Source organism: Lentzea roselyniae (genome assembly GCF_039537795.1).
Lineage (GTDB): Bacteria > Actinomycetota > Actinomycetes > Mycobacteriales > Pseudonocardiaceae > Lentzea > Lentzea atacamensis.
Genome location: NZ_BAABBE010000075.1, coordinates 1 through 12,423, shown reverse-complemented (window position 1 = coordinate 12,423; position 12,423 = coordinate 1). Strand labels below are relative to the sequence as shown.

Annotated in this window: 8 protein-coding genes; 4 read left to right on the top strand and 4 right to left on the bottom strand. The window is 66.1% G+C overall.

The features are described from left to right. Nucleotides 1-490: 490 nt before the first annotated feature. The 3 genes from ABFX45_RS45085 to ABFX45_RS45075 all read right to left on the bottom strand — a co-directional run bounded on the left by ABFX45_RS45085 (nt 491) and on the right by ABFX45_RS45075 (nt 2,849). Nucleotides 491-2,221 (bottom strand): thiamine pyrophosphate-dependent enzyme, encoded by a 1,731-nt coding sequence (locus ABFX45_RS45085; RefSeq protein WP_146231934.1) that lies wholly within the window; start codon nt 2,219-2,221, stop codon nt 491-493. A gap of 306 nt (nt 2,222-2,527) precedes the next feature. Beyond that, nucleotides 2,528-2,668 carry a hypothetical protein gene (locus ABFX45_RS45080; RefSeq protein ID WP_170155387.1) on the bottom strand — a complete coding sequence of 47 codons (141 nt, stop codon included), beginning with the start codon at nt 2,666-2,668 and terminating at the stop codon, nt 2,528-2,530. A 37-nt stretch (nt 2,669-2,705) separates the two neighbouring features. After that, nucleotides 2,706-2,849: a hypothetical protein gene (locus tag ABFX45_RS45075; protein WP_170155386.1), complete on the bottom strand. Its 144-nt coding sequence runs from the start codon at nt 2,847-2,849 to the stop codon at nt 2,706-2,708. A 703-nt stretch (nt 2,850-3,552) separates the two neighbouring features. On the opposite strand from ABFX45_RS45075, the gene ABFX45_RS45070 reads away from it, so the two are divergent. The 4 genes from ABFX45_RS45070 to ABFX45_RS45055 are packed head-to-tail and all read left to right on the top strand — an operon-like array spanning nt 3,553 to nt 12,021. Beyond that, a complete protein-coding gene (locus ABFX45_RS45070; protein ID WP_346137248.1) occupies nt 3,553-4,908 on the top strand; it encodes an acyltransferase domain-containing protein in 1,356 nt (451 codons plus the stop codon). Next, the gene (locus ABFX45_RS45065) at nt 4,905-7,028 is read left to right on the top strand and encodes a beta-ketoacyl synthase N-terminal-like domain-containing protein (protein ID WP_346137247.1); all 2,124 of its coding nucleotides are present in this window, start codon (nt 4,905-4,907) and stop codon (nt 7,026-7,028) included. The genes ABFX45_RS45070 and ABFX45_RS45065 overlap by 4 nt, the downstream gene beginning before the upstream one ends. After that, a complete protein-coding gene (locus ABFX45_RS45060) occupies nt 7,025-9,592 on the top strand; it encodes an SDR family NAD(P)-dependent oxidoreductase (protein WP_346137246.1) in 2,568 nt (855 codons plus the stop codon). The genes ABFX45_RS45065 and ABFX45_RS45060 overlap by 4 nt, the downstream gene beginning before the upstream one ends. A gap of 5 nt (nt 9,593-9,597) precedes the next feature. Then, nucleotides 9,598-12,021 (top strand): SDR family NAD(P)-dependent oxidoreductase, encoded by a 2,424-nt coding sequence (locus ABFX45_RS45055; RefSeq protein WP_346137245.1) that lies wholly within the window; start codon nt 9,598-9,600, stop codon nt 12,019-12,021. A 207-nt stretch (nt 12,022-12,228) separates the two neighbouring features. Here ABFX45_RS45055 and ABFX45_RS45050 read toward each other — a convergent pair. Further along, on the bottom strand, nt 12,229-12,423 hold a 195-nt coding region (locus tag ABFX45_RS45050), incomplete at its 5' end, for a hypothetical protein (protein ID WP_346137244.1).

Sequence of the window (12,423 nt, the reverse complement as noted above, 5' to 3'; positions counted from 1 at the left end):
TCGGTCACGTGCGCCTGGTGGCCGGGGGAAACTCGTGGGAGGCCCTGCCCGGTGATCTGCTGACGTTGCCCGAGCGCAGGCATCGGGTGGAGGCGCTGGAGGACAGCGTCTTCCTCTTCACCACGGCGCTGCGGCTGCCGTGACGAGAGAGGGGGCGGGAGCCATCCCCGGCGCTCCCGCCCCCCTCTCTCGTGTCACTCGACCAGTTTGCCGGCCGTGTCGACATCACTCGTTCAGCGACGCGATCTCGTCCGGCACGGGAGGGATCTCCTCCCGGTCGACCTGGGGCCTGACCAGACGAGGTTCACCTGCTGTGCGGGATCCAGGTCCGGGTAGTCCGACAGGTTGTGACAGCCGCGGGTCTCGCGACGAGCGAGCCGAAATAAACACACGACAAACCGAACACCTTCTGCGCCGCGCTTCACTGCATTCGCACATGAATTGGGAAACTGCGGTCAACTCGTCCCGATTCATCACGGTCCAAACCGCATTAAAGGTAACAGGCTTGTACCGCCCGGCGCACCCTCGGGTTGGGTCCGATATTTTGGCTCGCATCCACGGGCACATCGACAAGCAGCGACCGGTCACCTGATGTCTGACACGCATCTAAAATTTCGTCAAGATTCGAAAGATCTGGTTTTACCCGAAAGGCGTCCCAGCCGTAGGCGCGAGCGGCCGCCACATGATCCACCGGTGCCAACTGGCTGTGAAAGCGATCCTCTGACGTGTCGGGCAGGACATGACGCAAGCCTTGTTCGACAAGCGCGTAGGAGCCGTTGTTGATGATAAACAGCCGCAGGCCGAGTCGGGCGGTCTCCGGGAGTGCGCCAGCATACAGGCGATAGCAACCGTCGCCGGAGAAGCAGTAAACCGTCTGGGTTGGGTCTGCGATACGCGCGCCGACGGCCAGGCCAAATGCTCCACCCATCGCTGAGCCCTGGTAGGCGGTATAGGTGCGCATCAGCGGATGTGGACGCTGAGTGACGTAAGGTCGGTCCTTGTACACCATCGACACGTCGTCGAAGCCGAGAGACGGTACGCGCCAGCGGCTGTGCAGGCGTTCAAGGAAAGCAGCGAAGTCAACTGTGTCAGCCCTATGGCGAGTATTCGGTCGGTCGGTGTTCAAATGAGCTGGTGCTGGCAACTGCCGTACGGTGCCGGCCTCAATAATAAGCGCGCGGGCCGTTTCGAAGATCGGTCCACCGAGTCTCCAGTACCTTCCCGAACAGCGGTGAGCGAAGCCGCCGTTCCGATGGCCGAAGGGCGCTTCCCACTCGGTCAGGTGAATGACGTCGCCAGCGGCAACGGGAGCAAGGCCGAGCACGTACTCACCTGGCTCAAACCCTAGGGTGATGAGAACGTCATCTGACTGAAGCCCATTCCACAGTGTGGTGGCTGCGTCGTTGCCGCCGAACCCAACGTGACCATATCCGTATGGATTGTCGGCGGCCACTCCAGCGGCACCGTTTGCAGTCCACAACACCGGCGCGCCAAGTGTCGCGGCAATCTCAGTGGTAAGTACCGGCATGCGAGGATCCCGCGCCGCCTCGTCTGTCACGAGCAGAACCACCCTGCGGCCCTCGACCACTTGCCGGAATCGGGTGACATCAGTGAAAACCGGTGAAGGCGGATCGGGAATGTACACGGCGGGCACCGAACCAGCTGGCATCGGACCGGCCAGCACGTCTGGATGCACCGCGAAGGCGACCGGCCGGCATTGGGCGAGATGGCCCTGCGCCTGAATAATCTGTTTGGGCAACACATCGAGGTCTGTGACGTGAAAGCACGCTTCGCCAAGTTCGTCACGCAACTGTGCCACGATGTGAGCACCTTCATCAGAAACGTCTTGCAATGGCGAGCGACCGTAGTTTGAGGTGGAGTTGAGCGCGACTACGTATACCGCCGGAATGTTGTGCGCCTTGGCATCACTCAGGCCGCTGGCAGCCAGTTTGGTCGCAGCACCGGTCGTGGTCAGGCACGCGGCCACCTGCCCGGTGGCCAAATAGTGCCCCAGCGGCACGAAGCCGGCAGTGTACTCAGGTACGGTCAACAGGCTTGGTCCTGCGACGTTTCGTTTACTGAGTGTCCGAACCGGCACCATCAACTTGGCGAGGTGTATGACGCCTCCGCCATTGACTCCCGCATACAGGGTGACCCCTAATTGCCGCAGCATATCGATAAGGTAGGTGTTACCCGAATAGTCGTTGACGACGGCACCCACAACTGCCTCCTCGAAGGATGCCCCCTCACGACAGCGATCGGGTGAGCATCTTTTCCTGCCGGTTATTCTGCAATACCGACCCTAAGGGTCATTCGGGGCCAGCAACAAGTAGGGTTCCGCGTGACGGAACGATTATATTTAGCGGCTCGGCCAGCCGAGCAGTTCCGCGCCTCGGGGATGATCTAGTTGGCGAGGAACCGATCGCCGGGTTTGTGGTGCCGTAGTTGTCGCAGGTCAGGCGTCCAGTTCGGCGGGCACGGTCTTGTCAATCGTGATGAGGAACTTGTTGGTAGTGCAGCTCGCTGATCACCGTGCTGTCGGCGGCACGGTGATCAGGATGGTGATGTCGTTGCGGACGTAGTCGTGTAAGCGTTGCTCAGGCATGCCGGGCTTCGTCGGCAGCACCAGATGGAGACCGGTCCAGCACATGAATCTGACTCTTCTCATCCACACACGGCAGGACCACTAGCTCGGGCAGATTGTGTTACAGGCCAACGACATCGACCACTTTCTCCACGAACAGCCGGTCGATGGAGAGTTCGAACGTCTCGGCACGATGGGGCTTGAGGCAGAAGTCGCGCCAGATCGGCCCAATGGCCGACTTGCCCAGCCCGGTGCGCTCAGCCATCAACGTCCGCGACCGATGTTCGGCGTTGCGCGGGGTCTGCTCCAGGTCGTCTCACGATGACGTCCTGGACTGATCGACAGTGATCAAGAGCGGCCAGCCTGGGCGCTCCTCGTCCCACCAGGCACCCAGCCGTCCCCCGATGAACCGGGATCGCCACTTTCCCACCGTCATCCGATCCACCCGAACCTGGGCAGCGAGTTACATCAGCCGAGGCCGCATCGCAAGCGCTGGACGCCAAGCCAAACGTTCCACCTCACGGAACTGCGGCCTTGTTACAGGCGTCCGGACGGGTGAAGGTAGCTGCGACTCCCGGAGGAGCAACCGTGATGACCAACCACCGTCCCCCTGGAGATACCAATGACGAGGTCAGACGCGCTGGCACCGACTGGTCGCACGGCTCTCGATTCCAGGCGTCCCAGTGACGCGCTGCGGACTTCCCAAGGGCGGAGCTGGATCGCGCCGTCGAGGCTCGCCGCACAGCAACTGAACTGGTCGGATCCGTTCCGGCTCGTCACGTCGAGCAGGTGCCCGCTGAGGCACGGCCGGTCATCCTGACCACCGAGATCGACCGGCTGCGCGACCGGCCGGCGACGGAAGCGCGCGGGGGAGGAGGCCGGACACACGTTTTCTGGCCAAGCCAGAGCTGCCTGCACAGCCATGCTCCAACACGCTGCCTTTGGCCGACACGTACGGAGGACTTTCCATGATTCGTGATGTCGAGATGCTCGTCGGAATGTTCCCAGGGCAGGGCTCCTACCGCAGGGGCGCACTGCTCGACGCTTGGCGCGACGGTGACGTCGTGGTGCGCGAGGTATATGCCGCTGTCGACGACGCCGCTGAAACTCTGCTGGGGAAGAACCTCACCTCTGTCGTGTTCAGCGCCGATCCACCGACCGCTGAAGGCCTGTTCCGGCAGGACCCCGACCTGGCACAGCTCGCGGCGTACGCCCAGTCCGTCGCGATGTTCCAGCGGCTGCACGCCGACGGAGTCCGGCTGACCGGCCTGTTCGGCCACAGCCTGGGTGAGATCGCCGCGTTGGTCTGCTCTGGTGCCTATTCGATCGCCGACGGTGCTGCCCTGCTCTGCGAGCGCATCCGCGTGCTGCGTGAGCTGGACAGCTCTGGTGGCGTCATGCTGGCTCTCGGAGCCTCGTCCGAGCGGGTGCAGGAGATGCTTGCGCTCGTCGGTGACGCCGCCAGTGTGATCGCGGTCCGCAATAGTCCACAGCAGACGGTCGTGTCCGGCCCTGCCGAGCCGTTGCGCGCGGTTGCCGCTGTCGCTGCAGCCATCGGCGTCAATGCCACGCCGCTGCGCTCGCCGCACCCGTTCCACAACCCGCTGTTGCAGGTGGCGCGCGATGAACTCCGCCGGCGCTTCACGGCGTTCGCACAGCTTCCGCTTCGCACGCCCGTGTACTCCCCCATCAGCGGTCGCTTCTACCGCGACACCGACGACCTGGCCGAACTGCTGGCGCAGCACCTGGTTGTGCCCGTCGACTTCGGTACCGCGATCGACCGGCTGTGCCGGGCGGGGGCGAGCGCGTTCGTCGAGTTCGGACCGGGCGGCACGCTCGCCGGCATTGTGCGGGCCAATGCTCCGATGGCCACCGTGGTGGAGCCCTTCCACGACACCGCAGCCGCAGTGGACTTCCTGACCGCGCACACCGCGAAGGCTGATGTCGCGGGAACCACTCCCTCCGCGGTCGACACCCCGGCGATGGCACCCCCTGTCGTGCCCCCACAAGTCAGGAACGTGCAGGCCGAAGTCGTCCCGAGCGTGACGGCAGCTCCGTTCGCTGCTCGCGACGAAGTCTTCCAGCGGGTACGCGGTCTCTACGCCGAAACGCTCGGCTATCCCGAAGAGGTCCTCACCCCCGAAGCAGCCTTCGAAGCGGAGCTCGGCATCGACTCCGTCCAGCAAACCGAACTGCTCCAGCAGGTCACCAAGCTCTTTTACCTGACCAGCGGCAACGTCTCCGCACCCACGACGCTCAGCAATCTCGACAGCATCGTCGACTACATCATCGACAACCGTGCGACGGTCGGAACGACGACATGATCGACGACACCATTGCGATCGTCGGCATGGGCATGGTCGTTCCGGGAGCGAATTCGCCGGAGGAGTTCTGGAACCTGCTGGTCGAGGGCGCCGACATTTTCACCCTGCCCTCCCCGGATCGATGGAACACCGACCACTTCAGCAGCGACGACCCGTCGGTGCCGGACAAGAGCAGGCAGCAGCGAGCCGGCTTCATCACCGACTTCCAGCCGCACGCCCTGCTGCGCGCCGAACTCAAGAACCGCGACGGTTCGCCGTGGGACTTCAACGCCCTGTGGTTGCGTCACAGCCTGTATCAGGCACTGGAGCACGTGACGCGCAGGGAGACCGACCGCTTCGCGTACACCATCGGCTGCACGCCTGACGGCAGCCAGCACCTCGAGCAGGCACTCGTGCTCGGCGCCGTGCAGCGCGAGCTCGAGCGGCACGGCCTCGGCGAGTCGGTCGCCGCGAAGGCGTTGGCCAAGCACCTCGGCGACGACTCCGTGGAGCCAGGTGTGCTCCCGCTGCACCGCGCTGTGGCGGCTTCATGTGACGGCGTACTGCCCGACAACACGAATGTCAGGCTGGTCGACACGGCGTGCTCGTCGTCGTTGCACACCATGGACATCGGCATGCGTGATCTGCTCACCGGCGACTGCGACATCGCGGTCTGCGGTGGTTCCTTCGTGGCGACACCGTCGACGTCCGTGCTGTTCGACAAGCTGAACGGGTTGTCGCGCAGCGGCGCGGTGCACGCCTTGGACGCCGAGGCTGACGGCACCTTGTTCACCGACAGTGCAGCGCTGCTGGTGCTCAAGCGGCTGGATCGCGCGGTCGCCGACGGCGACCAGATCCTCGCCACCGTGGCGGGCCTCGGGACGGGTGCCGATGGCAAGGGTCGCGCGGTGTACGCGCCGTCGTCGAAGGGCCAGGCCCGCGGCATCCGCCTCGCTCTCGACCGGGCGGGCGTGCGTCCAGAGGAGGTCGACGCGATCATCGCGCACGCGACCGGCACACCCGCCGGCGACAGGTGCGAGTTCCTTGGTCTGCGGGAGCACTACAACGACGTGGCCATTCCGGTCGTGTCCAACAAGGCGCTGGTCGGTCACACCGCTTGGGCCGCGGGTGCGGTCTCGGTGATCCACGCGGTGCTGGCGCTGCGCCACGACCTGTTCCCCGCGCAGTACGGCTTCCGGTCGGCACCGGAGGCGTTCGGTCTCGACGAGACCAAGCTGAGCGTGCCACGTGAGCACGTGCCACTGCCGAAGAAGGGGAACGGGCAGCCACGCGTCATCGCCGTGTCCAGCTTCGGCTTCGGTGGCACAAACGCGCATCTGCTGCTACGCGAACATGTCGCCGGTGGTACGACCCACTCGGGTTACGGGCCGGTCGTCGACGACGACTTGGTCATCGCCGCTTGGTCGAGCACGCTGCCCACCGCGGGCAAGGTCTGCTTCGGCCGCGAGTACCCGATGCCATCGTTGGAGAAGCTGCTGCTTCCCCGCACCACCTTGCCACACCTCGACCGTGCGCAGTTGATGCTCGTCGACTGCATGCAGGACCTTGATCCGGTCGTGCGGAAGGCTTTTGGCCGCAACCCGGATTCGACCGGTGTGATCGTCGGCCACACCGGTCCGACGCAGCACGCCGTCCTGGCCAACCTCCGGATCTACTTCGACGACGTGCGGCAGACGCTCGTGGGCGCAGACGGTTCAGACGCCGTCCTCGCGTTCACCGAGCATCTGCGGGAACTGGTGGAGAGCTGCGCGGAGCCGTCCACGAAGGACACCTACGCCGGCAAAATGCCGAACATCCTCGCGGCTCGGCTGTCCAACCACTTCGACCTGCACGGGCCGACCATCACTGTCGACGACGGTGACCGATCACTCGTGGCCGCCTTCGCGCTGGCCGAGCGGTATCTGCGGTTCGGTGATCTCGACTTCGTGCTCGTGGGCGCCGCCAGCGGCAACAGCTGCCCTGAATGGCCCGCGCTCTTCGCCGGCACCACGGATGACATCGGTGATCGTCCGGTCCAGGAAGGCGCCGTGCTGTTCGCCCTCACCCGGCTCAGCGTGGCCGAGCGCGAAGATCTTCCCGTTCTGGCCGGAGTCGACCTGATGAGGGAAATCAGCTCATGACGACACTCTTCGACCCGGTACTCCTCGGCGCTTCCGGTGGCCTGGAACTGATCAGCTTTCTGGCGGGCTACGACCACGAGGTGACCCTGACGCGGCGCAGCGGCAGACATACCACCACAATGCGCGTGCGTCCCAGCGTCGACCGCGTGCCACCGCAGGAGATCCACCAGCGCCACGAGCTCGTGGCAGTGCCCCGGACGCTGACCGGAGTCACCGCCGAGGCTCCGTTCCTGACCGAGGACACGCTCGTGCTCACGAACGACCCCACGCTGATCCAGGAGTCCAGGCCCGCTCACGTCAAACACGTTCGTGTCGTTGTCAACCTGAACGACGCGGATCTGTCCACTGTGGACAGTGAGGTTCTGCGGCTGAACACCCGCGTCTACAAGGCGGCCAAGGAGAATTCGGCGAACCTCGTGGGCGGCACGTTCCTCATCAGCGTGCTGGGCGGTGTCTCCGAAGGGCACGTACCGCACCCGTCGACCGGACTGTTCACCGGTCTCGGCTTGGCGCTCGCCCACGAGTTGACCGGCTGCACTGTCCGCGTGGCGGTGGACAGCTCACGCGATCTGTCCACCGCGACGAAACACGTCGTCGCGGAAACCACTGCGCCTCGCGGGTATCCAGTGGCCTACCGCGTGAACGGCATCCGCTTCGTCATCACACCGAAGCCTGTCCGGCTGGACGCCTCCCCGACGACGACACGACATGAGGTCGTCGTCGCCGCGGGCGGCGGCCGCGGCATCGGCGCGGAGATGCTCAAACACCTTGCCCGCACCGGTGCATCGCACATCTACGTGCTCGGCAGCAACCGCATCGACGACGTCGACGAGACGATGCTCACCGAGGATGAGCAGCGGTTCGCGGCTCGGCGCCCGCAGTTCATCAGGGAACGCACCACAGGTCCCGGTGCGGTCTCCGTGCCCGAGGCGGTCGCAGCGCTGCGGCGCATCGCCGATGCCCGCAAGGTTGCGGCGAACCTCGCTGAACTCCGCACGCACTGCGGTCCTGACGGAGTCACCTACATCGCTTGCGACACTCGTGACAGCGCTGCCGTTCGCGTGGCCGTTGACCGCGTGTTCGCCGCGCACAACTCGGTCGACCTACTGCTCAACATCGTCGGCACCACCAAGTCGGCCACGATCGCGACCAAGTCCGTGGAGGAGTTCGAGTTCGTCCGCGACCTCAAGGTCCGCACGTACACCGCGCTCAAGCAGGCCTTCGCCGGACGCACGCCGAAGACGTGGTTGAACTGCGGATCGATCTCGGGATCGTTCGGCATGAGCGGGGAAACCGACTACTCCGCGGCGAACGCGTTCCTCAACACGGCTTCCGCGTACGCGGCTTCGCGAGGCTGCCGCGAGTTCACGATGGGCTGGGGCCTGTGGGGCGAGGCGGGCATGGGTGCGGAGCGAGAGCTGAAGGCCGTGCTGGAGAAGAACGGTGTCCTCACCCCGATCGGCAGCGCCGAGGGCGTCGCTCACCTCGGCCGGGAACTGGCCGTCATGTCCCCTCGGACCTCGCTCTTCTTCAGCGGCAGCGAGACGAGCATGCTCTCGCACTTCGCCCCTGGCTGGCTGACCGATGACGCCAGGGAGCCCACCGGAGTTCCGATCGGTGTCGTGGCGCCGACCGGCAGGCCGAGCGACAGCACAGTTGCACCTGCAGCGTTCCGGTTCGACACCGTCGAGACCACTCCGGGCAAGGTCGTCCTGCGCGGTGTGCTCGACCCCGAGCGAGATCGGTACCTGGACGAGCACCTCGTGCACGGTGTGCCCACGCTGCCCGGCATGTTCGTGCCAGAGCTGGCCATCGCCGCAGCGGCGCACCTGGTGCCCGGTCGAGTGGCGTTCGCCTTCGAGGACATGGAGTTCCGGCAGTTCCTCCGCGTTCGCCGGAGCGGTCAGCCGTTCAGCGTCACCGGTGAGCTGGTGGCGGAGAACGAGCACGAGTCGGTCATGTGCGTGACAGTTGCCGCCGACGTACTCGCGCCGAACGATCAGGTGCTCGTCGCGGACAAGGAACGCTTCCGCACCCTTGTCCGGCTTCGCACCACCCAGCCACAGCCGCCGGCGTGGCTGCAGACGTGGCGTGAGATCTGCCCGGTGCCGGTCGGTGACCCGTATTACACGGAGAACCCGGTAGTCCGTTTGACCGGCATCTTCAACTGCACCAGTGATAGCCGCGTACACCAGCTCGGCGCGTCCGCGGAGTACCGGCTCGACCCGGCCAAGGCCTGCTGGCTGGACGGTTGGCACACGCCAGCGGTGTTGCTGGATGCCATGGCGCGGCTGGCCGCTCTCCGGGTGGACGACAACGGCCGGACCCCGTTGCTGGTTCCGAACAAATTGGCGTCCATCGAGCTCTACGGCGCAGCCGGGACGCCGATCGCGTTGCACGCGACGCCATTGCACAGCGCGGCAGGTGCGCCAGGCTGGCACCAGGTTGTGGCCGTGGACGCGAACGCTCGGGTCGTGGCGAGAGTGCGCGGCCTGTCCGGCACCGTGCTCGGGCATGTGCACGCGACCACCGGTGAGTTCTCCTCGTACTCGGACTCGGAGTGAGCACCATGACCGTCCAGACGCTGCTTCCTGGAAGCACCCCCGACACACCGGCCGTGCGCCACCATCAGGTGGCATGGCAGCCGGAGGGCTTCACCCGACCGCTCGACCGGCTGGTCTACTCACCGCATCCCGTGTCGCTGCCGGCGGACGCGGACGCGACATGGCTCGTCGGCCGCGCCGTCTGCCTGCTCGGCGCCGACACCGCACTGGTCGACCAGGTCGGCGGCGAGCTCACCAAAGCCGGTGTCGTCGTGCGACGTCCAGAGACGGACGGCAGCACGCCGGACGGCGTCGACGGCATCGTCGATCTCAACGTGCTGGGCTCCGGCTACGCGCTGACCGAGCAGTCATGGCAGGAACCGATGAGGCAGTCGGCCCGCGCGTTGCATTCGGTGTACGACCGCTGGGTCGGCGAAGCCCGCTTCGGACGCCACTTCTACGTCACGGTCACCCACCTGGGCGGCCGGATGGGGTACGGCGGCACGCGCATTCCGCAGCCGTTGAGCGGGGCGTGGGCGGGACTGTGCAAGGGTTTGCAGTACGAGCTGCCCGCGACGGCGCAGAAGGTCGTCGACGTCGACGACATCACGCCAGATCGCATCGCACGGGTGCTGCTGCTCGAGTGCGGGCGCTGGGATCTGTCGGAAATCGGCCACCTCGCCGGTGAACGCACGACGTTGATGAGCGCGAAGATCCCGAACCCCGAACCCACGCTGGACCTCGGTCCCAGCGACACCGTCGTGATCACCGGCGGTGGCCGCGGCATCGGTTTCGTTGCCGCGGAAGGACTCGCAGCGGCCACCGGCTGCCGGGTCGTCGTGACTGGTCGAGAGCAACCGCCAGCCGGGCACGTGTGGCTTGATCACGACGACGAGGAGTTCGCCGCGTGGCGGTGGCGGGAACTGCAAGCCACCGAGCCGGGCCAGTTGCGCGAGACACGGCTGCGAATCGAACGCGCCACCAATGCCCGCACGATCCACCAGAACCTGAAGTCGGGTCGTGCCAAGGGCTTGCGCATCGACTACGTGCCGTGCGACTGCACCGACCCCGCACAGGTGCGCGAGCTGTTCGACCGCGTCGGCGGACCGACCGTCCTGATGCACAACGCCGGTATCGACAACGCCGTGCGGTTCAACCAGCAGTCGCCGGACACCGTGGTGCGCGTCGTCTCCGTGAAGATCGACGGCCTCGCCACGATGCTCGCGGAGATCCGGCGGCGCCCCGACCTCGCCGCGAAGCTCAAGCTCGTGTCCGGAGTCGGCTCACTGTCGGGCAGGCTCGGCGGCATGATCGGCCAGGTGTCCTACGCCGCGGCCAACGACGGGCTCACCCGACTGAACTGCTGGGTCCGCGACGAACTGGGCATTCCGGCGCAGACCGTCCTCTGGCACACCTGGGAGGGTGTCGGCAGCATCGTGCGGCCGCACTCAGCGGTGCGCTACACCTCGACGATCGAACCGTCGGACGGAATGGCGCATTGGGTGCGTGAGGTGCTGTCCGGCACGCAGACCGAGGTGTTGTTCATGGGCCGGTTCGGCAGCGCGATCGTGCCACACCAGCTGCGCAATCGCCTGCTGCTGATGTACGGCAACGCCGACTACACCCGTTGGACGTCCGCGGACTTCCACCTCGGCGAGCTGACCCGCTACCAGCTGCACCGCGAGATCGAGTGCGTGAACGTGCTGCGCCGCGCCGACCACCCCTGCTTCGCAGACGTGACGGTGGGCGGCAGGCCGGCTGTGCCCGCATCGGTGGTGCTGGAGCACGCGATCAGCGTCGGTGACTGGGTCGGCCCTTACCCGTGGCCGCGCCAGCACCTCCAGGAAATCACCGACATCGACATCCGCATCGACGCGCTGGTGTTCACGGAGGACGAACTGCACCTGGTCAAGCGCGGTCACGGCACCCCGCTGCCGGACGGCCGCTGGCAGGTCACCGTCGAAGTGGACCGCCGCGACGGCACCCGCGTGGCGTCGGTGAACCTGGTGTACGGCGAGTCCCCTGCGGTGGTTCCCGCGGTCGACGCTGCCGACGTGACCGGCGAGGACCAGCCGCTGTCCGCCGGTCAGCGATACCGATCGAACGGCCTGGTGTTCCGCGTCCCCCGGTGGCGGAAGACGACAGGCGGGCAGGAGATCGCATTGCCCGCGGTCACGCCGACAGACCTGTGGATGTTGCCGTTCGAGCCGGAGATCACGCTGCCCAGCGGTGTGGTGGAAGCCTTGCTCGCGGTCGCGTCCGCCAACAACGACGACATGCGGGTGACCATCAGCCGGATCGTCGTGGCGCCGGGCTCGACCAAGGCGGTGCGCCTTCTGTCCACGCAGGACGGAGGAGCCTGGACCGGTGTGACCGAGAGCGGCATGTCGGTTGTGCGCATCGAGCACTGCGGGTTCGGCGGGTTACGCCGTACCCCTGATCTGAACTGACGCGGAAAGCAGTCCCACGTCGGAACTGACCTCAGAAGTTGTCCTGACTGGCGGTTGGACGGTGAAGCCTGGCATGTTCGACCCGACATGGCGAAGCCACGCTCGAACCGCCTCGCCGTCGTCGGGTCGCGATGTCTGCGCCCCAGCGCGAGCAGCGCTGGGGCGCCCCGCGAACAAGATGTTCACGCTCCAACGCGACCTCGGCGACTATCCGCTCCCGCACGTGCGCGTCGACTCTTCCCAGGAGCATCGAGTCCAGCAGCGCACGCGCGTCGCGTCCGGCAGGCTGCGAACCTCCAGCTCGCGCAACCCCGTGAACTGGTCGTCACAGGTCTGGGTGCGCACCGCGAACACCAGGGCGACCCCCTCGGCGAAGACCCGCCGTGCGACGAAGGCCAGCAT

Coding starts and splice junctions, on each gene's coding strand:
- ABFX45_RS45080 (WP_170155387.1), bottom strand. CDS start 2,668: ATGAGAAGAGTCAGATTCATGTGCTGGACCGGTCTCCATCTGGTGCTG.
- ABFX45_RS45075 (WP_170155386.1), bottom strand. CDS start 2,849: ATGGCTGAGCGCACCGGGCTGGGCAAGTCGGCCATTGGGCCGATCTGG.
- ABFX45_RS45070 (WP_346137248.1), top strand. CDS start 3,553: ATGATTCGTGATGTCGAGATGCTCGTCGGAATGTTCCCAGGGCAGGGC.
- ABFX45_RS45065 (WP_346137247.1), top strand. CDS start 4,905: ATGATCGACGACACCATTGCGATCGTCGGCATGGGCATGGTCGTTCCG.
- ABFX45_RS45060 (WP_346137246.1), top strand. CDS start 7,025: ATGACGACACTCTTCGACCCGGTACTCCTCGGCGCTTCCGGTGGCCTG.
- ABFX45_RS45055 (WP_346137245.1), top strand. CDS start 9,598: ATGACCGTCCAGACGCTGCTTCCTGGAAGCACCCCCGACACACCGGCC.